The following is a 21,770-nucleotide window of genomic DNA, read 5'->3' on the forward strand; positions in this document are numbered from 1 at the left end:
CTTCAAGCGCCCCGGACATGTGTCCGAGGTACATAAATAAAATGGACTAGGAACTAATAAAATTAGCGCTAGTTTTCCTCGCGGTCCTTAATCTGCTGCGCAATGTATTCCTTGTGCGCGCGGCGGTTCTCCGACCACACTGCAACAGACTCATTGGCCTGGACGCGCAGCTTCGGGAACACAAAAACCGACAGCGGCATCGCAATAATCAGTGCGAACACAGCCGTAATTGCAGCCGGAATCTGCACATTAACGAAGTAAATAATCACGAGCAGAACGAAGAACAGCACTAGGAATAGCAGCAGACGAGCAAGGCCGTACCAGAACAGCCCCTTCATGGCATTGCCGCGACCAGCATTCTTGGTCACCGGAGCTGCTGGCATCTGAGCCTCAGAAGCCAACTTGTCCTGCTCTGCTGGATTGGTCATTAAACCCTCACCTCTACGTGTTACGCCTGTGCTGTGCCCGACGTTGTTCGTGTCCAACGTTCCTTTGTACCCTAACGAACTCTGTACGCCGTACCGCATGCAGTGCGATACCCCTCGTGGGCACTACGGGACTCGTTGCGTATTCTAGTCGGTAAATCCAGGAGGTTAGCTATTACATGGGTCGGCTCATTCTGCTGCTGTTCATCATCCTTGTCGTAGTCATGCTGTGGAAGGCATTTGGTCCCGGCAGTCGCGGCAACGGCATGCGACGTATTTCCGCTCCGCAACCGGAACCCCGTCCGCTCGCTCCCGACGATGATCCGGAGTTCCTCTGGAAGCTCAAGAAGGCCGAATTCGATCGCCGTAAACGTGAGCAGGAGCTACAGGAGCGGCGCGAACGGGAGCAGGACGACAACCTCGATAATCCCGGCGAAACTGACTAAACGTCCTTGCCACGCAGCAACAACTGCTGTAGATATTCCCCGTAGCCACTGGCGCTGAGGGCGTCGGCACGCGCGCTAAGCGCAGCATCGTCAATGAATCCCATGCGCCACGCCACCTCTTCCGGCGAGCCAATCTTTAGCCCCTGCCGCTGCTCAATCGTGCGCACGAAATCACCCGCGGCCATCAGATTGTCCACCGTGCCCGTGTCCAGCCATGCCGTGCCGCGCGGCAGCACCTCTACCTGCAGTTTCCCGCGCTCCAAGTAGGCGCGGTTAACATCCGTGATTTCCAATTCGCCGCGTGACGACGGTTGCAGCGAGCGAGCTATCTCAACAACCTCGGCATCATAGAAGTACAAACCAGGCACCGCGAAATGGCTGCGTGGTTTCTTCGGTTTCTCCTGGATCGCCACGGCTTTGCCGCTTTGGTCGAAGTCCACGACTCCATAGGCTGTGGGATCTGCGACCCAGTAGGCGAAGATCGCTCCGCCATCGACGTTATGGAAGCGGCGCAGCTGCGTGCCCAAGCCAGCACCGTAAAAGATGTTGTCGCCGAGGATGAGGGCAACGGAGTCATCGCCGATGTGGTCCGCACCGATGATGAACGCTTCAGCGAGACCACGGGGCTCGTCTTGGGTGGCAAAGGTGAGGGTGAGGCCCCACTGCGAGCCGTCGCCAAGCAAGCGTTCAAACTGCGGGGCATCATGTGGCGTGGTGATGACGAGGATGTCCCTGATTCCCGCTAGCATCAGCGTGCTCAGCGGGTAGTAGATCATCGGCTTGTCATAGACGGGAACCAGCTGCTTGCTTACGCCAAGTGTGATGGGAAACAGCCGAGAGCCCGTACCACCTGCGAGGATGATGCCCTTCATAGTGCTCGCGCCTTTCTGCCTTACTGCCCGGCCGCTTCGTTGGCGATTGCCCACTCGTCGCGAGCCATGTTCTCAAGATCCTTGCAGTCAAACTCACTGGGGAGCTTATTGCCCTCGGCCTCGAACTGCTCGATAGTCGGAGCCTTCTGATCGCGCTCGGAGAGAATCATGTCCGCGTCGGTGAGACCACCCTTGGCCAGCAGCGCAGCCAGGTCAATTCCGAGAGTCGGGTCCTGGATGCTAACAGCACGCTCTGCCTCCGGGTTGTAACCGGTGGAAGTGAGGTAAGTGAGCACAGAGTCGTCGGCAAGCGAGACGAAGCCATGTCCGATGCCGTTGGGCAGATAGACCACTCGGCGGGTCTTGCTGTCGAGCTCGAAAACCTCGACCTTGCCGAAGGTATCGGAGCCGCGACGCAGGTCAACCGCAATGTCGAGGATGTGGCCCGCGGGACAAGTAACCAGCTTCGCCTGGCCGGGGTGGCCATCTGGCGCGGTGCTGACGTCAGCGAAGTGCAGGCCACGGACAACGCCTGCGGCGGAGACACTCATGTTGGCCTGCTCCGGGAAGAACGGGTAGTCCGTGGCCTCGGCGAATGCGTCGAGGCGATACCACTCGTGGAAACTACCGCGGCTGTCGCCGTGGATGACCGGTTCGAAGGTGAAAACGCCGTCGATAGAAGTGGGCTGGAATGTGCTCTTAGGGCTCATGGGTAACAAGTGTAGACGGGGCGCCCGGGCTGAGGCTGTGGCACGCGTTGAGTGTGCACTGAGTGTGCGTTGAGGGTTCGCTAGGCATGCCCCAGCAGCGAACTACAACTCCTGCTCGCGCTCCGCGTAGCCAGCCTCAGCGGCATCGTAGGCCGCCGCCCACCAGGACTCGTTGGCGCGATACCAGTCGATGGTCTCGGCGAGCCCCGCGGAAAAGTCTTGGTAGCGCGGCTGCCAGCCAAGGCTGCGGATGGATGCGGGGTCAATCGCATAACGACGGTCATGCCCCGGGCGGTCAGTGACATGGACAAAGTCGGACCGCTCACGACCGAAGCCCTCCAGGATGTCTCCGACCACGTCGAGGTTGGAACGCTCGCCATCGGCACCAATCAGGTAGGTCTCCCCCACCTCGCCAGAATCCAAGATTGCCCAGACCGCGTCGTTGTGGTCATCGACGTGAATCCAGTCCCGAACATTCTCGCCAGTGCCGTACACGCGAGGGCTACGACCGCGCAACAGACCACAGATCTGGCGGGGAATCAGCTTCTCCGGATGCTGCCTCGGCCCGTAGTTGTTCGAGCAGTTACTAATCGTCGCAACCAACCCGAAGCTGCGCACCCACGCCCGGACAAAGTGATCCGCTGAAGCCTTGGAGGCCGAGTAGGGGCTGGAGGGTTTGTACGCGGTGGCCGTCGTAAAGCGTGCTGGATCGTCGAGAGCGAGATCGCCGAAGACCTCGTCGGTGGAGATGTGGTGAAGGCGGACGTCGTGGGTGGCGCAAGCCTTGGCCAGATTCACGGTGCCCATGACATTAGTGGTGACGAAGGGATCGGCATCCACCAGCGAATTGTCGTTATGGCTCTCTGCGGCGAAGTGGACGACCACGTCGAAGCGGGGCACGAGGCGATCGATCAGCTCCGCGTCACGAACATCGCCGCGGATGATTTCACAGTCCGCGCCATCCAAGCTCGCAGGGTTCGCGGCATAGGTGAAAGCGTCCAGCACCGTGACATTCACATCGGGCCGTGTAGCAAGAGTGCGGAGAACGAAGTTGGAACCAATAAAGCCGGCACCACCGGTGACGAGAACGCGCATGGAAGCGATTCTAGTTCACCCGGCGATGCCGGCTTTGTACAAGTGTGAAGACTTAGTTCAGACCAGCGTAGGAGTGCAGGCCCGAAACCACCTGGTTGATGAAGAAGAGGTTGAACACCATGGTGGCAAAACCGAAGATGTTGATCCACGCGGCCTTGGTATTACGCCAACCCGAAGTCGCGCGAGCGTGCAGGTACAGGGCGTAGATAATCCAGGTAATCAGCGCCGTGGTCTCCTTCGGGTCCCAGCCCCAGTAACGACCCCATGCGGACTCGGCCCAGATAGCGCCCAGCACAATGCCCAGACCGAACAGTGGGAAGGACCAAATAGCGGTGCGGTAAGCAATCGCATCCAGCTTTTGAGCATCCGGCAGCGGCGCGACCAGTTTGCCCAGGAAGCCCTTTTCCTTGCCCTCGCGGTTGTACATCCGCAGCATGTAGAGAATCGAGGCAACACCGGAAATCAGTGCGATACTGCACCCGATAGAAATAATCGAGACGTGAACCGGAATCCAAATCGACTGCAGTGCCGGCACCACCGGAGCAGCCTCAACATATAGGTTCTTACCACCGTAAAACATCAGCGCCAGAATCGGAGCCAACAGCCACGGCCAGAACACACGCATGGTTTCACGATGCAGTACGCCAGCTGCAATTGCCATAGCAAAGAGGATTGAAACTGATACGTACTCGTAGAGGTTGCCCCACGGGAAACGCTGCACGGCCAGGCCACGCAGCAGCACCGATGCAAAGTGCACGGCCACCCCGACGTAAATCAGCATTTCCGTCACAACGCCGAGTCGGTTCGTCAGCACCTGGTTCTTAGGCTCGCTTGCCGACGACTTCGTCGCCGACTCCCCCGAGTCAGCAACACTAGCGGTGGTAGCTCCCTCACCCGCACCGGCGGCTACCAGCTCGCGTTCCGCAACCTGGCTTTTCGCTTCAGCGGCCGCGATACGACGACTGTAGTAGGCAATGGAAATAACAAAGGCCACAAGATAAAAGGCGAAGGCCGTGAAGTACGACCAGTCCGAAAACTGCGCCAGTGTCTTATTGACGAGCATGTACTTGGCTCCAAAGTGTGGAATTAGCGGAATACTTCTTCAAACCCTAGTACTAAAGCAGGACTAAGCAAAAGGGGACCGGGGACACGGGGGACGCAAAAATGCGCGGAGGCGCAATTCTCGCCCCCGCGCATTCACCCTGCAGTAATGATGGACCAGACTTAGTGGTCAGTTAGCTTTTGTCCTTGTCGTCCGCGCTCTCGTCGGTCGCAGCATTGTTGTCAGCAGCATCCTCGTCATCACTGTCACGTTCCAGGATGTCATCTACGATGTACTGGAACTCCTCGCCCCAACCTGCCTTGTCGGTGCGGGCAAGGCCACCGAACTCAACGCGAGTGCGGCCATCTTCCAGCGGGAACATGCGCACCCAAACACGTCGGCGCTTAATGCCCAACGAAAGAACCATGCCCGCCAGTGCGGCCACAGTTGCCACCAGCACCCAGAACTGCGTGGGATCGTGCGAAACCTGCAAGTTGACGAATTCCTTCGCACCGAGGAATTCAATCTTGGTGCCGTCGGCAAGCTCGGTGGATTCGCCCTGCTTGAGGTTGACGCGGGCTTCCTTAGCCAGCTGACCCGAGTGCATCAGATCGCGGTCGAGGGAAAACAGCCCCTGCGAACGACCGGTGTCCAAGCCCGCGTCGCCGCGGTAGATGTCGACAGCCACGGCCGGGTCTTGCATCGCCGGGTAAGAGGACTGCAGCAGAGCACCCTTTTCACCAGTAAACTCCGCGGTCGGAGCGAACAGTCCCTCGATTGCAATCTGGTTCTGGCGGCGCTCGAACAAGTCCGGGTACATGCCTGCTGGTGGGTCGAAGCGCAGCGCACCAGAGGACAGGAAGAAGGTCGGATCATCCGGACGGAACTGGACAATCGACGTACGCGACTCGCCATTCGGCCAGGTCACCTTGAACGCAGGCGCAAAGCCGTGCCCCTGCAGGTAGACGCGGTCACCGGCGATGCGCAGAGGGTGGTTGACCTGCAGCGTGGTCTTCTCCCACTCATCGACAGGCTTACGCATATCCTCTTCTTCTGCGAATCGGATGTGCGAGGTAAACATCTTGGCCTGGCCGTTCGGCAGGTAATCGGCCGCGAAGTCCTCTACCTGAATACAGAACGGGTTCAAAGTCGTACCGTCGAAGGTGTTTCCCGAGCGCAGCGAGTCATAGTTCGCCGCAGCGGTGTTACAGAACGGAACGCCCACCGCGCTGTTGACGTTGTCATCAGAAATTTCGGTGCCGGTGTTGGTCAGCAGAATGACCTGGCCCTCGTAATAGATCATGCGCCCCAAGCCGACGATGATAATCAGCAGCGCAATGCCCAGGTGGAATACCAAGTTGCCGAGCTCACGCAGGTAGCCCTTCTCCGCGGAAAAGGAGCGTGCCCCGGCGCGATCTTCATCTGCTGGAGTTTCCGTCAATGCCCACTTGTTCAGGCGCTCACGCACCCGCTCAGAAACTTCGTCCGCGGAAGCATCGACCACGGCTTCGTCGTGAAGCGGAAGACGCGCCAACCGTTTCGGTGCCCTGGCCGGCGGTGTCTTCATGGCCTTGTAGTGGTCGATGGTGCGCGGAATAATGCAGCCGACCAGGGAAATCAGCAGTAACGCCACGATGGCGACGAACCAGACGGACGAGAAGACATCGAAAAGCTGCAGCTTATCCATGATCTCGGCGGTCTTGCCGTTGGCGGCAAGATACTGGTCGACCTTGTCCTTATTCAGCGAGCGCTGCGGCAACAGGGCACCCGGAACCGCTGCGAAAGCGAGGATGAACAGCAGAATCAGCGCCGTGCGCATGCTGGTCAACCAATTCCAGACCTGCTGGAAGGGCTGTCGTACCTTATTCCAATTCACCGACATTGAAAAAATCTTTCACTAAATTGGCGTTACCGTATCAGTAATAAAAGCGGCCTGAACCCAGGCAACAAAAACATCCCACAGTCCCGTGACCAGGGCAATTCCGACCAGCACCAGCGCCACACCACCGATGAGCTGAATAGTTCGCGAGTGCTTACGCAGGAAGTCCACTCCACGCATCGCGCGTGCCGACCCCAGCGCCACCAAAATGAACGGCAGCCCCAGCCCCAGGCAGTAAGCGATAATCAGCGCCACTCCCCTGGCCGCGGTCATACCCTGCGTGCCCGCGGACACCGAAATAATTGCAGTCAGCGTCGGGCCCAGACACGGCGTCCACCCCAGCGCGAACACCGCGCCAAGCAGTGGCGCTCCCAGCCACGTGGTCCAGCGCTTCGGCGCCATGCGGGTGTCCTTCTGCAGCGCCGGCACCATGCCCATGAAGGCGAGTCCCATCACGATGGTCACCACGCCACCGACAATCGTCAGCGTGCGCGCCTGCAGACGCAGCGTGGACACGAGCCCGAAAATTGAGGCCGACCCCAGCACGAAAATGACAGTGAAGCCCAGCACGAACAGCAACGCAGCCAGGCCGACGCGGGCAGTTGCGGAACGCTTGCCACGCCCTCCATCGCCGTCATGCTTATCGACGGAGGTTGCGTCCGCAGTGCCCGTCGTCAAGCCCTGGCCCTGCGCCCCCGATGCTCCGGAAATACCGGTGAGATACGAGACGTAACCGGGCACGAGCGGAATGACGCACGGGCTGGCAAACGAGACGAGACCAGCCAGCGCAGCAGCGAGCAGGCCTAATAGGATGGGACCGCCGGTGGCGGCGTCGGCGAACTGTTGGCCGATGCCATCGGCAGAAAAGATCGTGTCCATGGCAAGAGTTGACATGCCGGGGCCTAGCCCTCCGCCTTCACTTCATTAACAGCCTTCATCAGCATGGTGTGGTCGACCTCGCGGAGGAAGACCTTGGCCGGGCGGTGCTGCTTGTCCAGAATGATGGTTGTCGGAATCACCGAAGCCGGGATGCCGCCGAGTGCGCTGGCGTTGACGAAGGCCGGGTCATAGATGGACGGGTAGGTGATGCCGTTGTCCTTCACAAAGTCGATGGGAGCCTGGCGGACATTGTCGCGGACGTTGATGCCGAGAACGGTGCCGATACCTTGCTCTTCCATCTGTTCCTGGACATACTGCAGGTCATCCGATTCGGATCGGCACGGTGCGCACCACTGCCCCCAGGCGTTTAGGACCACAATCTGGTCCTTGAAGTCATCGAGGGAGATTTTCTTGTCGTCGTCCTCTAGAGAAGGACCGAACACCTTGCCGACCGGTTTGCGCTCCTCGGGTGCGTAGTCAATGATCTGCTGACCCCCTGGAGAAACAAACTCGAACTGACCGCCGACGGCAACGGCATCGTGTCCCACTGAATCTCCGGGGTTACATGCTGCGAGCGACAGAGACAGAGTTGCTGCCGCTAGCGTTGCTGCAATTCGGGACGATGAGACCTTGGCCACTTGGGGTGCCACCTTCCGGGGGTCAGTGAAACTTCAACAAAACTATTTATTCACCTTACAGGTGACCGGCCGGTTCACTGTAGCGCACGTCGACAATGGTGTCGCCGACGAAGACCAAGGAGGTCACGCTGGCCAGATCGCACTGCCTAGTTGCCGGGTTGTGGGCGAGCTTCAAGTACCGCGCACGACGCTGAGCTGCAATGATGCACAGCTGGTGCGTCACCAGCACCGCTTCCGCTCCTTCGGCGGCCTCGCGGGCTCGCTCGATGGCGTGGAACATACGGTCCGCGATCTCCTCGTAGGGCTCGCCCCAACTGGGCACGCTCGGACGACGCAGCCGTGGCCAGTACTTCGGATTCCACAGTGCGGAGTCAATGCCCTTGATGTGTAAACCCTCAAAGGAGTTGCCAGCCTCCAGCAAATCTTCATCCAGGGTCGGCTTCATGCCGATTATCTCGGTGAAGGGCCGTGAGGTTTCCTGCGTGCGCTGTAGCGGGGAACAGGCGAAGTAGCGGATGTCGTGGCCTTCGAAGGACGAGGCCGTGGCCGCTGCCTGACGCTGACCGCGCTCAGACAAGTGCCAGCCGGGCAGGCGACCGTAGAGAATCTTATCCGGGTTATAAACCTCGCCGTGGCGGACGAGATGTACGACCGTGGTCTTGGCGTGCTTTGTTGCACGCTTAGACGCCTGGTTTTCCGGCTGTGTCGGCTGCGATTCCTGCTGTGCTGCCTGCGAATTGGTCTTGTTCGGCACGTGTCACCTACTCCGGCTTGGCGGTTGCCGCCGCCTCGGCCGCGCGGGCTGCTGCACGCTCGATAATCTCGAAGTCGGCGTCGGTCAGCGCAGCGGAGACGAACCAGGTCTCGTAGCAAGAAGCCGGCGGGTAGACACCATTGGCCAGTAGGGCGTGGAAGAAAGCCGGGTAGCGGAAAGTATCCGCTGCCTGCATCTGCTCAAAGTTATGGCCCTCGCCCTCGGCGAAGCGTGGCGAGAGCATCGTGCCCGCACGCTGAATGTGGTGGGCCACGCCCTGCTTGGTCAGGGCGTCGGACAGAATCGTGGCCAGGCGATCTGCATTGGCTGCGACGGTGTCATAGACATCCTTCGTGGCATTCTCCAGGTTGGCCAGGCCAGCTGCCATAGCGACCGGGTTACCGGAGAGTGTGCCTGCCTGGTACACCGGACCGTTCGGAGCCAAGTACTCCATGACGTCGCGGCGACCACCGAAGGCAGCTGCCGGCAGACCACCGGAGACGACCTTGCCGAAGGTGGTCAGGTCACCGGCCACACCATCAATGCCGTACCAGCCGTTGTAGGAAGCGCGGAAGCCAGTCATGACCTCATCGAGAATCAGCAGTGCGCCGTCTGCGTGGCAGACTTCCTTCAACTTCGCGTTGAAGTTGTCCTGCGGTGCGACGGTACCCATGTTGCCCGCTGCCGCCTCAGTGATGACACAGGCAATCTCGCCCGGGTTCTCAGCGAATGCGGCCTTGACGGCCTCAATGTCGTTATAAGGAACAACAATGGTGTCGGCAGCCGATGCACCGGTGACACCCGGCGAATCCGGCAGACCAAAAGTAGCGACACCGGAACCGGCCGATGCCAGCAGCGCGTCCACGTGACCGTGGTAGCAGCCGGCGAACTTGATGATCTTGGAACGGCCAGTGAAACCGCGAGCCAGGCGTACTGCGGACATAGTGGCCTCAGTGCCGGAGTTGACCAGACGCACCTCATCTACCGACGTGCGCTCAACGATGTGACGAGCCAGGTCGGTCTCAGCCGTCGTCGGAGCGCCGAAAGACAAACCGCGAGTGGCGGCGCTCTGAACGGCCTCCACCACTGCCGGGTGCGCGTGGCCCAGAATCATTGGACCCCACGAGCAGACCAAGTCCACATATTCGTTACCATCAACATCCACGAGACGAGAGCCCGCGGCGTGGTCAATGAAACGTGGGGTGCCACCGACGGAACCGAAGGCGCGGACCGGCGAGTTCACGCCACCCGGCGTCACTGCCTGAGCCTGCGTAAAGAACTCTGCCGAACGATCGGTGAGCTCAACGTTTTCTGGGACATGAGGAGCATTAATGTCTTGAGTCACGGTGACCATCGTAGACGGCCACTCGGATGAAGGGCTACCCTGCCCTACCAACGTCCCAGCTTCACCCTGAATAGATGCTTGCGGCGAGAGGACACTCGACGGGATCGCCAGTCGATCCACAAGCTGGAGAAAATCATCAAAAGCGATGCCAGCAGCGGGTGAATCATACCGGTCATACCCAGCAGGATGACCGCAACGTTGTAGAACCACGCAAAGTAGATGTTGGAGTCCATCATCCGCACCACAGCACGTGCGATTTCAATGGCCTCCGGAATCGACAACACGTTGTTACGCAGTGCCACGACATCGGCGTAATCAACATCAAGATTCTGATTGCCTTCGGTGTTGTCCATCAAAACACCCACGTCAGCGGCACGCAGAGAGTCCCGGATGTCCTTGTCGCCAACCATCACGACAGTCTCGCCGTCACTGTGGACCGAACGCACCGCAATGGCCTTGCGGGAGGCAATGATGCCCGCGAATACTCGTGAGATATTCAGCCGGTCAGCAAAACGACGGGCTACTGGATACGGATCTCGCGTGATCATCATGGTGTCCACGCCCATATCCTCAAGCTGGTCAATGCTCTCGACCGCATCGGGCTTAATGTCCTCACCAATGGTGATGACACCACGGACCTTGCCACGCCACGACACCACCATCGGAGTACCGCCACTGAGCGCAGCCACGGCCATTTTCTCGCTGAGTGCAGTGAGATCACGCGGACGCCAAACGCGCCCCTCAACAAAGCGCATCTCCAACTTGTCGTCCGAGTCCTTCACCGGGATCTCTACCTGGCCAACGAACGCACCGTCTTCCGCAATTGCGACGTGTACAGTCTCAATCCAGTGCGGCACCTCGCCACCGCCGGAACCGGCGTCGCGGGATACACGGCACGCGCGCACGATTGCCGCTGATGCCGGGTGGTTGCTCTCCATCATGAGAGCGCCCGCCACACGCAGAACCAGATCCGGATTTTCATTGCGCTCAGCGGCGACACCGAGCACGTGGGTGTCACCCTCGGTCAGCGTTCCAACTCGGTTAAAAATCACCACATCGGCAGCGGCCAGCTTTCGGAAAGTCTCATTGCCACGAATCAAGATTCCGTTACTAGCACCGGCCAGAATCCCGATGCGCTGCACGGTCGACGTAGACATTGCCAATGCCACCGGCGCGATGCCCGAGAGCATAGCCAGCGCCACCGCGAGGGCACCGCTCATCGTGCCAGTCGCCAGCCACCAGCCGCAAAAAGCCACGCCCGCCAACGACAGCGTCCATGGCACCAGCTCTGATGCCGAGTGCACTGCGGTCTGGTGCATCACCGTTTCTTCTCGAACCGCTTGACGAAGCCAGCGCGCTATCGATGACGCCCGGGTCTTGAAACCGGTGCGTTCCACGCGCACCTTGAGCTCCGAATCCAGGTTGATTGCACCGGCCCAAACCTTGGAATTGACCTTGACCTTCTGCGGTTCAACGCCGATACCGAGTAGCTGCGCATCCATCGTGGACGCACCACCGATGACTGAGCCATCAACCGGAATCACCGAGTGCGGTGGAACCACGATGTCATCACCGATATTGAGCTCCGCGACCGTCACCTCCACCCGTTTCGGCTCCGCGGATTTAGCGCTCTTGCGCACGACTGTCACGTTTCGCTCAGCTGGAATGCGCAGGTTGCGCAAGATTTGTCCAGTACGCACCTTGTTGTAGCGCGTAAACATGCGACCTGTTAGCAACAGCACAGTCAGGCCGCACGCAACGTCGAAAAACACCTCTGCCGAGGCGCTTTCCCGGTAGTTGAAAGCAAACCAAGTGGGCGCAGTGGTATATCCAATCTGTCCCGCGGGACCAAAGATAAGCTGCGCTAGCGACCACAGCCACGCCAGCAGGATGGCAATGGAGCTCGCCCCATCCAGCGCCGACATCCGCCGACGCAGGGACGCCGCCATTGCCCGGTGGAACGGCCAACCACCCCACCACACCACAATCGTGGTCAGCACAAGACACATCCACTGCCAACCCGGGAACTGCCAGTTGACGTTCAACGACGTCACCAGCACCGGAATCGATAGGAACAGGCTTCCCCAAAAGCGTTGCTTGGTCACCAGTTCACGCGCCGTGAACAGTACTTCCGCGCCACCGCCGCTTCGGCGCAAGGCCGCTTCACGACGGCGAATGCGCTCCTCCTCATTCTGTTGAGCGGCAGCCGGAACAGCGGGACGGCGATGTTGTGACACATCCAGCCGAGTTGCACGACGCCGAAGCGTGCTGCGCGTGAGGTACGACTCGACCCCAATTTCGCGGAGAGCTTCGATGAACTGATTCGGATCGATGGTATCGGGCGCGGTAATCCACGCGCGTCCGGGCTTGTAGACCACAGAGGCGGTCACATCTGGAAAGGATTCCAAAACATGCTCAGCACGCTCAGCGCTCTCGGCGTTTTCCAAGTTTTCCAGGATGAGTGCGAAAGCTGTGTTGGACTGGCCTCTGCGGTGTGCAAGCCGCTGATGGGCACTTTCTTCGTCGATGTCCTGACGGCTTCGTGGCAATGCCTTACGAGCAGCGACCTTGGCATCCACAATCGCTTGTTCAACGCGATTGTCCAGAGAGAAATCAAACTCACCGGTGTCACTCATGGCCTTTGAAACTTTCCGTCTAATCCTGTGGCTGGTTGGCGCGCGTGAGCGCTAATTCACGATAGAGCAACAGTAGTCCACACGCCATCGCCAGGCTGGGCGCGATAACCCATACAGTCAGCGCTCCAGCCATAATGGCAAAGAACATGGCGAGAGCCGTGATAATCACCATGATGAGCAGGCAGTTCCGGGAGAGTTTGAACTCAGTGGCCGTCGGCAAGCAGCCGCTACCAATAAGCGAGCAGACCAGCGTCACACCGGCGACGATGTAGATATCGCGGCCAACGGCGGCGGGAGCCTGCGAATAGTCGCCGGTGACCAGTATCAAGCTCAGGACAATCTGGGCGATGAGCGCGACGAAGAGCACCCACTGCCAGGGCCGACTCGGCAGGGACATCATCGCTTGGACTCCTCAGGCTGCTTGGATTGCTTGGGCTGTGACTGGCCCAGCTGCTGTTGCCGCTTTGGATCAGCGCCATGCTTCGACGCTCTCGGCAGATGCGATTCCGGAGCGGACGGGGTCCACGGTTTCGACGGGCGCTGATGATCGAAGTAGTCCTTGGATTCCTTCGAAGCGGCGAGCACTAGACCCGCTACCGCGGCAGTGGCCGAGGCGATTCGCACAATTCCGCTGATAAGAACGAGGGATGCCGGCACTCCCGATTCTGAAGCCGTAGAAGAGAAGAAGGACATCAGCGCCGACAGTGCCAGGTAAAGCGAGCCGATAACCAGCACGGTGCGAGCACCTTCGCTCCCCTTGCGCATTCGCTCGATAATGGCGAAGAACGCGATGCAAAGCCCCACTGCGAAAAAGAACGCGATAACGATAGTCGCCTTCATGGCAGCATCAATCTGGCCCTCGCTGAAACCCGGGAAATTCTCCTTAGCGGTTGAGGGGCTCATCAGCATTTCCGGATGCAGCCAGTAGGTCACCGTAGCTACCGCAGCGACGAGCAGCTGCAACACGGCCGTAACCCGCCACGCCTGCCTAGCTCCCTCGACCTGCTCGGGAATTGCGGGCTTCTTCTCTTCTTTAGTCATCCGTCCACTTCTCGATATTTACTACTGCACGTTCACCCGAGCGAATTAGAACTGGGCGCGCAGCTTCTTCGCCAAGTCCACCGCTGCGTAGGTCAAAATCTGCTCCGCACCGGCACGGCGAATGCTCAGAACTGCCTCCATCATCGCAGCATCCAGGTCAATCCACCCGTTGGCGGCAGCGGCGTGAATCATCGCGTACTCACCAGAGACCTGGTAAGCGGCAACCGGCACCGGCGACATATCCGCGACCTCGCGCAGAATGTCCAGGTAGCTCATGGCCGGCTTGACCATCACCATGTCCGCACCTTCGTCAACATCGAGCTGCACTTCAAGCAGGGACTCACGACGGTTTGCAGGATCCTGCTGGTAGGTACGGCGATCACCCTGCAGCGAGCTGCCCACAGCTTCACGGAATGGACCGTAGAAGGCGGAGGCGTACTTTGCCGAGTACGCCATGATGGAGACATCCTCATGGCCAGCGGCATCCAAGCCCTCGCGAATGGCGGCAATCTGGCCGTCCATCATGCCCGAAGGGGACACGATATGTGCACCGGCGTCGGCCTGCGCAACGGCCATCTTGACGTAGTTAATCAGCGTGCGGTCATTCTCAACGACCGTGTTGCCGAAGCGATCCGTGCCCAGCACGCCACAGTGGCCGTGGTCAGTGAACTCATCCAGGCAAGTGTCGGCCATGATCAAAATGTCATTCCCGAACTCGTCGCGGAGACGACGCAGAGCGCGGTTGAGAACGCCCTCCGGATTCCAGGACTCAGAGCCCTCGCCGTCCTTGTCCGCATCCAGCGGGACACCGAAGAGGTCAACTGCCGAGATACCTGCCTCAACAGCCTCGCGCACAGCTTCTACCAGGGAGTCCTCGGTATGCTGCACTACCCCGGGCAGGGAGCTGATTGGCTTCGGCTCATCAATCCCATCTGCAACAAACATGGGCAGGATGAGATTCTTCGGAGTCAGTGTCGTCTCCGCCGTCATCGCACGCATCACCGGGTTGGTGCGCAGCCTGCGTGGGCGACGAATCGGGAGAGGAAATCCAAACTGTTCGAGATCGATTTCGCGGGATGATTCAGAAGCTCCAGATGTAGTCATAAAGACAACCTTAATCAAAACGCGAACTCGCTCCGGTACGCCCCTGCTCAGTCCTTGGTTTTACGCGAACGACGACGCTTCTTGCGCGGTGGTGGCAGCTGCCCTGCCGCCCGCAGTTGCGCAACATGCTCTGCCAGCGCATCCACCAGCTCCGGGATGCTTGCGCGCTCCGGCACGACATCTACCCGCAGGCCGTACTCGCGAGCCGTGGCTGCGGCCATCGGCCCGATGCAGGCAATGATGGTGCGAGCATGCGGCTTACCCGCGATGCCGACCAGGTTCTTCACCGTCGACCCCGAGGTAAAGCACACTGCGTCGAAGCCACCGGACTTAATCATGTCGCGGATATCCGCACTCGGTGGCGCTGCCCGCACGGTACGGTAAGCGACCACATCATCAACTTCCCAGCCCAGATCAATCAGACCGTCGACAAGCACGTCAGTGCCGATATCGGCGCGCGGCAGCAGCACGCGGTTGACCGGATCGAGATCCTCGATGTACTCCGGGAACACGTCGACAATGCCCGCGGCATTTTGACGAGTGTCATCCGGAAGCAGCTCCGGAGTGATGCCGAGATCGCGGATGGCAGCGGCGGTGCGATGGCCGACTGCTGCGATGCGGACCCCGGCGAAGGAGCGCGCGTCCAAACCGAATTCCTGGAACTTCTCCCACACTGCGGTGACGGCGTTGACGGAAGTGAAGACAACCCACTGGTAACGGCCGTCGACAAGCCCCTTGATGGCGCGTTCCATCTGCGCCGGGCTGCGCGGTGGCTCGATTGAGATGGTCGGGACCTCAATCGGGATGGCGCCGTGCGCAACGAGACGGGCACTCATCGGCCCTGCCTGCGCCTTGGCACGTGGGACCAGCACCTTCCATCCGTAGAGAGCGCGGTTTTCCCACCATGAGTACTTCGAACGATTGTCCACACCCTTGCCAAGCGTGACCACCAGCGGACCGGCCAGGTCACCCGAGAGCTGCGCCAAGGTGCCCAGCGTGACGTCGTAGGTGCGCTGCAGACGAGTCGTACCGTTGACAGTCACCGACACCGGCAACGACGACGGCAGGCCGCGTTCGCCGAGCTCAGTTGCAATGGCGGACAGGTCGTCCTGCACGGCCTGCAGTACCAGCGGCTGTGGTGCCTGGGCCAGCTCGTCCCAGTCCACATCGGCGCGACCGAGATCGGTCTCCGTGTACGTCGAGCCCAACGCGATACCGGCAAATGCCGGGACGGTGGAGGGCACGGACATGCCAGGGACAATCTGGAACTCAACATCGGCGTGCGAGACCTCGTTGATTTCGGCCAGCAGCGAATCGTTGGTCAGCGGATTGCCTGCCACCAAACGCACCACGTCATTGCCTTTAGCGGCTTCTTCGACCAGCAGGTTGGCCATCTTCTTGGGATCGTCGATAGGCGTGCGCAGATCTGCGGCGGTCGGTGGTGCCGGACGCGGCGGCTTACGACGAGATCCCTTGGCCTTGGCTGCGGCGCACATGCGCTCGTACTCTTCCTCGGCTTCCTTCAGCAGCTCGGGAGGAACAGGCACATCGGTTGCGACGAGCTCTCGAACCCCCGGCATGACATCGGCGTCGACGTAGGCGATAGCGGTGTCTGCGAGAATCTCACGGGCGCGAAGCGTCAGCAGGTCGGGATTTCCAGGACCAGCGCCGACGAACAGGATGCGTCCCGTTGCTGAGGGGAGGGAGGTGTTCATCGTTGCGGAGTGATTTCTTTTCTATTGGTTGTTCACTTTTCGTGCCGATGAGTCTTGAAGGAAGAAAGCGGACATGCGCCAACGCATGTGAGTGGCAGGTGGACACCTGAATCTCACATGCGAGCACACGAAGGAAACCCTTATCCCAACGGCATGCATACAGGCCTATTAGCATAAAGGGTTTGAGCCAAATTAACTAACCGGCTACTTTTGAGATTCCCGCAGGGTATCGCCCATTACCTCATGAGCACCCCGTTCGAGCAGGGCCGCCGCAACCTTCCGGCCAAGCTCATCGGCCTTATCCACGTTTGCGGTAGCGGTCTCGAGCAACTGACGCGAACCGTCGAGTGCGAACACCCCCGCCTGCAGGGTGAGTTCACCACTGTCGCTCACGGTTGAGTAGGCCGCGACCGGAGCGGTGCAGCCCGCTTCCAGCTCATTGAGTACCGCGCGCTCAGCGACAGCGCGGGCATGGGACACCGGGTGGTCAATCTTGCGCAGAATATCCACAATTTCGCGGTCAGCAGTGCGGCACTCCAGCGCCAGGGCGCCCTGAGCCGGGGCCGGCATGAGGACGTCCACGTCCAGGGATTCCGCAATCTCTCCGAGGCGACCCGTGCGCTCCAGTCCGGCGCGAGCCAGAATGACAGCGTCCAAGTCCTCAGAGACGCGCCCCATGCGGGTTTCGATGTTTCCACGCAGTGGTACAAGTTCCAGGTCGGAGCGCAGCGCACGCAACTGAGAGACACGACGCGGCGCGGAGGTACCCACACGAGCCCCCTCAGGCAGGTCCATCAGCGGCGTGGCATCGCGGGAAATCAGCGCTTCTCGCGGATCGACGCGCTCCGGCACGGCTGCGACCATCATGTCGTCTTCCGGCAGGGTCGGCAGGTCCTTAAACGAGTGCACGATAATGTCGCACACCCCCTCGCGGAGTGCATGACGCAGCGCCTGGGTGAAGACACCGATGCCAATCTTTTCCACCGGGTCGTGGCGGTTATGGTCACCGGCGGTCTTTACAATCACCAGCTCTGCAGGCTGTCCCAGCTCAATCAGTGCATCACGGACGTGACCGGCCTGTGTCGTGGCCAGTTCCGAGCCCCTGGTACCGATACGAATAGTCGCTGGGTCAGGCATGTTTCCCTCCGGGTGTTAATTTTTGGTGGTTTCAGCAACGCCTTCAATGATGGCACTACTGTCAAGACCATACTGCTCAAATCCCTGCATCCGCCCAATTCGGCCCTCTACCATGAGATCTGCGGGGATATCGGTGTCAGCATACAGGCCAGAGGGGGTGGATAGGGGCAGGTCGAAGAGCTTCTGCAGGGCAAGCGCGTAGTTGCCACCACCCTGCTGGCTAGAAAGCTTCTTGACCTGCACCGTTGGCGCGTGCAAGAGCTTATCGACGACGCGGCGAACCGTGGATTCGACCTCGCGACGTTCCTTTTGAGTAAGACCCGGTGTCTTCGCCTCCAAGCGAGCGAGCTCAGCCGCCGCCACATCTGCCGCACGCTCACGCAGAGCACGAACAGTCGGTGCTACCTCGCTTGCGCGCTGCGCCGTGAGGTAGGACTCCAACTCTTCGGCCACAATGTCGCGCGCTGCAGCCTCATCATCACGACCCGGAACCTCCGTGCGAGTCATCTGCAGCAATTCGATGTTGAAGAGTGCGATCCCCTCAAGCCCGGAGACATCCTCCGCGACGTCGCGAGGCATAGACAAATCGACGATGGCGAGCGGGCCGTGGTCGACAACATCTGCAGCTGAGACCACTGGCGTCATGGCTCCGGTGGCACTGACGAGAATGTCCACATCATCGAGGACATCAGCGAAATCATGCAACGCAATAGCAGTAGCGGGGATGCCCGCTTCGATCGAGTGGTTAGCCAGGTTCTGCGCCCGGTCAACGGTGCGGTTGGCAATAATCAGACGATCAATGCCGCAGCGCCCCAGGTAACTGGCGGCCAGCGAACTCATCGCACCGGCGCCGAGGATAAGGGCCGAACGTCCGGCCAGAATATCGGTACCCTCAGCGACGTCAACACCAGAGTTGAACCCAGGATGCAGCGCAGCAATCGCCTCGTCGATGGCCACGGAGACCATCGATGCGCCCGCATTATCGATCAGTGTTTCGCTGTGGACTCGCTTGCCTGTGTGCAGCGCCTTCTGCGCCAAGTCATGCAGCATGCGACCGACGGTGCCGGCTTCGTCCGCTTCCTGGTAAGCATTGCGAAGCTGACCGATAATCTGCTGTTCCCCCAGCACCATCGAGTCAAGACCAGCACACACCGAGAAGGCATGCTCCGCTGCGGCCTGTGCGTACCGCACATAGAGGTGCGGTGTCAGTTCATCGAGTTCGAGCCCAGTACGACCGACAATTTCACGGACCACGGCCGATAGCCCAGAGTGGAAGCCGTTGGCCACCACGTAGTACTCAACGCGGTTACAGGTCGACAACAGCATCGCTTCGCTGATCGCTTCATCCGCGACCAGCCGAGCCAAAATGGCCTCTCGCTCAGTTTCACCGACGGAGACCTTTTCAAGAAGGGTCACCGGTGCAGACCGGTACGACATTCCGACGAGAAGCACACTCACCGCTCTATTGCTCCTTCACAGGCCCCGCTACGGGCTTTTTCACACAGCTATGACTGTTAACGCTAGACAACTCTGCCATCTCGTCACAACAAAGGCATACTTTACTTAGCCTCTACCTCTATGTTCGCAGCACTCCCCTGCTTCTTTGCCACTACTCCACATTCTGCCATGTCTCCGCAGCTCCTAGCAGTTCGGCAGAGTTGTCTCCCGAACTTATTCGGCCTCCGCTATCGCTTCCAGGAGTTCATCATCATCGATTTCCCAGCAAGCGATTTCCTCATCATTGACCAAAATCACCGGCACGCGATCGCCAAATTCCATGGCCAAGTTCGGATCGGTATCGACGTCTTCCACCTGGAACTGCGCATTTTGGCCCCGAACTAGCGGCTCAATCTGCGCAATCACTCGGGCGCACGAACCGCACGTCTTCCTACTCATCACCGTCACAGTCACCATAACGGCCAGTCTAAAGGTCGACTGTTTCGCTTTACGACGTCCCCCTCCCCACACTTCCCCTGCAAAAGTGACTCTTCTTATCCTTGCCCCATCCGCTCCTTGAATCTCAGCGCGCAGCTTTGCCTAAAGAGCGGATACTATTCAACAAGAGCTTCCGATAACGGATGTCGGTTGCATACACCGTGGAAAGAGATTTTCGTGCCGTGAGTGAGTTCAGTGCCGACAACCGCTCCCCCTTCCCCATCGACATGCTGGGTGACCTTGCGTCCTCGCAGGGTAACGTCCGCAACTTCCTCGAGCAGGTAGTTCTCGCTCCGCTCAATGATGAAGCACAGGAGGAAGCTGGTGCTGCAGCGGCTGCCAATGCACTGGAAGCTCTCGGCGAGGTCTACGACGTCGGCGGCGAAGAACTGGCTACGGGATTTCGCAGTGTAGCGGGTGCCGAAGATGCCGCTGGCGGTGCACGTGTGCTCTCGCAGCCCATTCCAGGTGTCGAACGCGATCAGGGCGCAGCCGCTTTCTTCGATGTGGACAACACGCTTGTCCAGGGCGCATCAATCTTCCTCTTTGCCATGGGTTTGGTCGAGCGCGGCTTCATCAAGAAGCGCGATTTGGCCGGCATGATTTGGAAGCAGCTGAAATTCCGAATCTCAGGCGCGGAAAACGCCGCCGACGTAGCTAAGGCCCGTGAACAGGCATTGGAGTTTTTCGCCGGCCACGATGTGAATGAAATGGTCAAACTCGGCGAAGAAATCTTTGAAGAAAAGATCAGCGACCGCGTTTACCAGGGCACCCGCGATCTTGCGGAACTACATATCCAGGCTGGCCAAGAGGTCTGGCTGGTCACCGCCACCCCGGTGCAGCTGGCCCAGGTTATCGCTAAGCACATCGGACTGACCGGCGCCCTTGGCACGGTCGCCGAGGTCAAAGATGGCAAGTTCACTGGCCGCCTGGTAGGCGATATTCTCCACGGCCCGGGCAAGAAGCACGCGGTGGCAGCTCTGGCGGCCTCCTCCGGGTTGGACATGTCTCGCTGCACGGCATACTCAGATTCCGCCAACGACATTCCCATGCTGTCCATGGTAGGCACCGCCGTGGCCATCAACCCGGACCGCAAATTGCGGAATTACGCCCAAAAGATGGGGTGGACTGTCTACGACTACCGTCACTTCCGCTCCGCAACCTTCGCCACGATGCGGTGGCTCTCGATCGGAGCACTGCTGGCAGGAGCTGTCGGGGGCGCGGGACTCGTCGGCAAGCGACTGTGGGACGCGAACAAGGAAAGTTAAACGCTGCTAGGCGCACTCGAGAGTTAGTGACTGCGTTTATGACAAAAATGGCTCGAAAAATGGCATGAAAGTGTCATAAACTCCTACAGTTTCACATTTGCAGCCCGTAATCGGCAGCCCGTGATTAGCCCCCAACGACAAAACCCGCCCTATCTCAACGAGACCGGGCGGGTTCTGCTTTTAAAACGTGTACGCGACGCAGCACGCGCGCTCCTGCGATAACGGCAGGAATGCTGGCTTACTTGCCGAGCTTACGACGCTGCACGCGGGTACGGCGAAGCATCTTGCGGTGCTTCTTCTTCGACATGCGCTTGCGACGCTTCTTAATGACGGAACCCATCGGCTCGACCTCGCTATTCGTTGACGGAAATTTCTTTTCTTGCACAATGGCGGCGTACTCAATGCGGCCTTACAACCGCCGAGATGTCACGCCCTTTTTCCTTCCGCCTTCACAGCTAGATACTTCATGACTTGAAGACGATAGGAAACAGGGGCGCAGCACAGCACCATGTACTAATCGGATTAATCATAGCGGGGACATATGCGTTCAGGTCAAACAGCCCCGCTTAAAGGCAGAAAAAATTAACCCGCGTTGTAGAAGGAGGAGTCCAGGTATTCCTTGACTGCGGACTCATGGACGCGGAAAGAACGGCCAACGCGCACTGCCGGCAGCTCGCCAGCGTGAACCAGGCGGTAGACGGTCATCTTGGATACGCGCATGATGTCAGCAACTTCTGCAACGGTCAGAAAGGTGCCTTTATCTGCATTCTGCATTAGTAAATATTCCCTTCAGCGCACGCGACGCGCTGCAGGCTTCCCCTCCTGCAGAAAATCGTGACACGCACGTGC

General features: G+C 59.5%; 22 protein-coding genes. 2 read left to right on the top strand and 20 right to left on the bottom strand.

What is annotated here, in order from left to right:
- Positions 1–68: 68 nt before the first annotated feature.
- A complete protein-coding gene (locus QP978_RS06990) occupies positions 69–428 on the bottom strand; it encodes a DUF4229 domain-containing protein (RefSeq protein ID WP_070429275.1) in 360 nt (119 codons plus the stop codon).
- 176 nt (positions 429–604) lie between these two features.
- Between QP978_RS06990 and QP978_RS06995 the strand changes: the two genes are divergently transcribed.
- Complete coding sequence (locus QP978_RS06995; RefSeq protein WP_070429274.1) at positions 605–871, top strand: hypothetical protein; 267 nt, start codon at positions 605–607, stop codon at positions 869–871.
- Here QP978_RS06995 and rfbA read toward each other — a convergent pair.
- From rfbA to QP978_RS07080, 17 genes are all read right to left on the bottom strand, one after another.
- Positions 868–1,743, bottom strand: coding sequence for a glucose-1-phosphate thymidylyltransferase RfbA (gene rfbA, locus QP978_RS07000; protein ID WP_016422001.1), 876 nt, complete (start codon positions 1,741–1,743; stop codon positions 868–870). The two genes, QP978_RS06995 and rfbA, sit on opposite strands and share 4 nt — an antisense overlap.
- A 20-nt stretch (positions 1,744–1,763) precedes the next feature.
- Positions 1,764–2,453, bottom strand: a complete 690-nt coding sequence (locus tag QP978_RS07005) for a dTDP-4-dehydrorhamnose 3,5-epimerase family protein (RefSeq protein ID WP_088611904.1) — start codon at positions 2,451–2,453, stop codon at positions 1,764–1,766.
- Positions 2,454–2,555: 102 nt separating this feature from the next.
- Positions 2,556–3,548, bottom strand: coding sequence for a dTDP-glucose 4,6-dehydratase (gene rfbB, locus QP978_RS07010; RefSeq protein WP_016421999.1), 993 nt, complete (start codon positions 3,546–3,548; stop codon positions 2,556–2,558).
- A gap of 52 nt (positions 3,549–3,600) precedes the next feature.
- On the bottom strand, positions 3,601–4,611 hold the full coding sequence (gene ccsB / locus QP978_RS07015; protein ID WP_016421998.1) for a c-type cytochrome biogenesis protein CcsB: 1,011 nt from the start codon (positions 4,609–4,611) through the stop codon (positions 3,601–3,603).
- A gap of 172 nt (positions 4,612–4,783) precedes the next feature.
- The gene (gene resB, locus QP978_RS07020) at positions 4,784–6,472 is read right to left on the bottom strand and encodes a cytochrome c biogenesis protein ResB (protein WP_088611902.1); all 1,689 of its coding nucleotides are present in this window, start codon (positions 6,470–6,472) and stop codon (positions 4,784–4,786) included.
- 15 nt (positions 6,473–6,487) lie between these two features.
- On the bottom strand, positions 6,488–7,348 hold the full coding sequence (locus QP978_RS07025) for a cytochrome c biogenesis CcdA family protein (RefSeq protein WP_070862499.1): 861 nt from the start codon (positions 7,346–7,348) through the stop codon (positions 6,488–6,490).
- Positions 7,349–7,371: 23 nt separating this feature from the next.
- Entirely contained in the window at positions 7,372–7,986 is a 615-nt protein-coding gene (locus tag QP978_RS07030; RefSeq protein WP_016421995.1) for a TlpA disulfide reductase family protein, read from the bottom strand.
- A gap of 55 nt (positions 7,987–8,041) precedes the next feature.
- Positions 8,042–8,740 (bottom strand): histidine phosphatase family protein, encoded by a 699-nt coding sequence (locus QP978_RS07035; protein ID WP_076772585.1) that lies wholly within the window; start codon positions 8,738–8,740, stop codon positions 8,042–8,044.
- Positions 8,741–8,747: 7 nt separating this feature from the next.
- Positions 8,748–10,094 carry a glutamate-1-semialdehyde 2,1-aminomutase gene (hemL, locus tag QP978_RS07040; protein WP_049190552.1) on the bottom strand — a complete coding sequence of 449 codons (1,347 nt, stop codon included), beginning with the start codon at positions 10,092–10,094 and terminating at the stop codon, positions 8,748–8,750.
- Positions 10,095–10,129: 35 nt separating this feature from the next.
- On the bottom strand, positions 10,130–12,721 hold the full coding sequence (locus tag QP978_RS07045; protein ID WP_016421992.1) for a heavy metal translocating P-type ATPase: 2,592 nt from the start codon (positions 12,719–12,721) through the stop codon (positions 10,130–10,132).
- 19 nt (positions 12,722–12,740) lie between these two features.
- Positions 12,741–13,121 (bottom strand): hypothetical protein, encoded by a 381-nt coding sequence (locus tag QP978_RS07050; protein WP_016421991.1) that lies wholly within the window; start codon positions 13,119–13,121, stop codon positions 12,741–12,743.
- The gene (locus QP978_RS07055; RefSeq protein WP_016421990.1) at positions 13,118–13,762 is read right to left on the bottom strand and encodes a hypothetical protein; all 645 of its coding nucleotides are present in this window, start codon (positions 13,760–13,762) and stop codon (positions 13,118–13,120) included. Before QP978_RS07055 ends, QP978_RS07050 begins: the two co-directional genes overlap by 4 nt.
- 45 nt (positions 13,763–13,807) lie before the next feature.
- Positions 13,808–14,866 (bottom strand): porphobilinogen synthase, encoded by a 1,059-nt coding sequence (hemB, locus tag QP978_RS07060; protein WP_070438168.1) that lies wholly within the window; start codon positions 14,864–14,866, stop codon positions 13,808–13,810.
- 47 nt (positions 14,867–14,913) lie between these two features.
- Positions 14,914–16,581, bottom strand: coding sequence for a bifunctional uroporphyrinogen-III C-methyltransferase/uroporphyrinogen-III synthase (locus tag QP978_RS07065; protein ID WP_070603565.1), 1,668 nt, complete (start codon positions 16,579–16,581; stop codon positions 14,914–14,916).
- A 204-nt stretch (positions 16,582–16,785) separates the two neighbouring features.
- Positions 16,786–17,718, bottom strand: a complete 933-nt coding sequence (gene hemC, locus QP978_RS07070) for a hydroxymethylbilane synthase (protein ID WP_049190547.1) — start codon at positions 17,716–17,718, stop codon at positions 16,786–16,788.
- Between the two features lie 15 nt (positions 17,719–17,733).
- Positions 17,734–19,176: a glutamyl-tRNA reductase gene (locus tag QP978_RS07075; protein WP_042388369.1), complete on the bottom strand. Its 1,443-nt coding sequence runs from the start codon at positions 19,174–19,176 to the stop codon at positions 17,734–17,736.
- Positions 19,177–19,389: 213 nt separating this feature from the next.
- Complete coding sequence (locus QP978_RS07080) at positions 19,390–19,632, bottom strand: glutaredoxin family protein (RefSeq protein ID WP_070560756.1); 243 nt, start codon at positions 19,630–19,632, stop codon at positions 19,390–19,392.
- A gap of 164 nt (positions 19,633–19,796) precedes the next feature.
- On the opposite strand from QP978_RS07080, the gene QP978_RS07085 reads away from it, so the two are divergent.
- Complete coding sequence (locus QP978_RS07085; protein WP_088611899.1) at positions 19,797–20,921, top strand: HAD family hydrolase; 1,125 nt, start codon at positions 19,797–19,799, stop codon at positions 20,919–20,921.
- A gap of 238 nt (positions 20,922–21,159) precedes the next feature.
- Here QP978_RS07085 and QP978_RS07090 read toward each other — a convergent pair whose 3' ends face one another.
- Positions 21,160–21,261, bottom strand: a complete 102-nt coding sequence (locus tag QP978_RS07090) for a 30S ribosomal protein bS22 (protein WP_003855542.1) — start codon at positions 21,259–21,261, stop codon at positions 21,160–21,162.
- A gap of 242 nt (positions 21,262–21,503) precedes the next feature.
- Positions 21,504–21,695, bottom strand: a complete 192-nt coding sequence (locus tag QP978_RS07095) for a helix-turn-helix domain-containing protein (RefSeq protein ID WP_005509751.1) — start codon at positions 21,693–21,695, stop codon at positions 21,504–21,506.
- Positions 21,696–21,770: the final 75 nt, after the last annotated feature.

The sequence above is a fragment of the Corynebacterium sp. MSK035 genome (assembly GCF_030232615.1).
GTDB lineage: Bacteria > Actinomycetota > Actinomycetes > Mycobacteriales > Mycobacteriaceae > Corynebacterium > Corynebacterium jeikeium_D.

Coding starts and splice junctions, on each gene's coding strand:
- QP978_RS06990 (WP_070429275.1), bottom strand. CDS start 428: ATGACCAATCCAGCAGAGCAGGACAAGTTGGCTTCTGAGGCTCAGATG.
- QP978_RS06995 (WP_070429274.1), top strand. CDS start 605: ATGGGTCGGCTCATTCTGCTGCTGTTCATCATCCTTGTCGTAGTCATG.
- rfbA (WP_016422001.1), bottom strand. CDS start 1,743: ATGAAGGGCATCATCCTCGCAGGTGGTACGGGCTCTCGGCTGTTTCCC.
- QP978_RS07005 (WP_088611904.1), bottom strand. CDS start 2,453: ATGAGCCCTAAGAGCACATTCCAGCCCACTTCTATCGACGGCGTTTTC.
- rfbB (WP_016421999.1), bottom strand. CDS start 3,548: ATGCGCGTTCTCGTCACCGGTGGTGCCGGCTTTATTGGTTCCAACTTC.
- ccsB (WP_016421998.1), bottom strand. CDS start 4,611: ATGCTCGTCAATAAGACACTGGCGCAGTTTTCGGACTGGTCGTACTTC.
- resB (WP_088611902.1), bottom strand. CDS start 6,472: ATGTCGGTGAATTGGAATAAGGTACGACAGCCCTTCCAGCAGGTCTGG.
- QP978_RS07025 (WP_070862499.1), bottom strand. CDS start 7,348: ATGGACACGATCTTTTCTGCCGATGGCATCGGCCAACAGTTCGCCGAC.
- hemL (WP_049190552.1), bottom strand. CDS start 10,094: ATGGTCACCGTGACTCAAGACATTAATGCTCCTCATGTCCCAGAAAAC.
- QP978_RS07045 (WP_016421992.1), bottom strand. CDS start 12,721: ATGAGTGACACCGGTGAGTTTGATTTCTCTCTGGACAATCGCGTTGAA.
- QP978_RS07050 (WP_016421991.1), bottom strand. CDS start 13,121: ATGATGTCCCTGCCGAGTCGGCCCTGGCAGTGGGTGCTCTTCGTCGCG.
- QP978_RS07055 (WP_016421990.1), bottom strand. CDS start 13,762: ATGACTAAAGAAGAGAAGAAGCCCGCAATTCCCGAGCAGGTCGAGGGA.
- hemB (WP_070438168.1), bottom strand. CDS start 14,866: ATGACTACATCTGGAGCTTCTGAATCATCCCGCGAAATCGATCTCGAA.
- QP978_RS07065 (WP_070603565.1), bottom strand. CDS start 16,581: ATGAACACCTCCCTCCCCTCAGCAACGGGACGCATCCTGTTCGTCGGC.
- hemC (WP_049190547.1), bottom strand. CDS start 17,718: ATGCCTGACCCAGCGACTATTCGTATCGGTACCAGGGGCTCGGAACTG.
- QP978_RS07080 (WP_070560756.1), bottom strand. CDS start 19,632: ATGGTGACTGTGACGGTGATGAGTAGGAAGACGTGCGGTTCGTGCGCC.
- QP978_RS07085 (WP_088611899.1), top strand. CDS start 19,797: ATGTCGGTTGCATACACCGTGGAAAGAGATTTTCGTGCCGTGAGTGAG.
- QP978_RS07090 (WP_003855542.1), bottom strand. CDS start 21,261: ATGGGTTCCGTCATTAAGAAGCGTCGCAAGCGCATGTCGAAGAAGAAG.
- QP978_RS07095 (WP_005509751.1), bottom strand. CDS start 21,695: ATGCAGAATGCAGATAAAGGCACCTTTCTGACCGTTGCAGAAGTTGCT.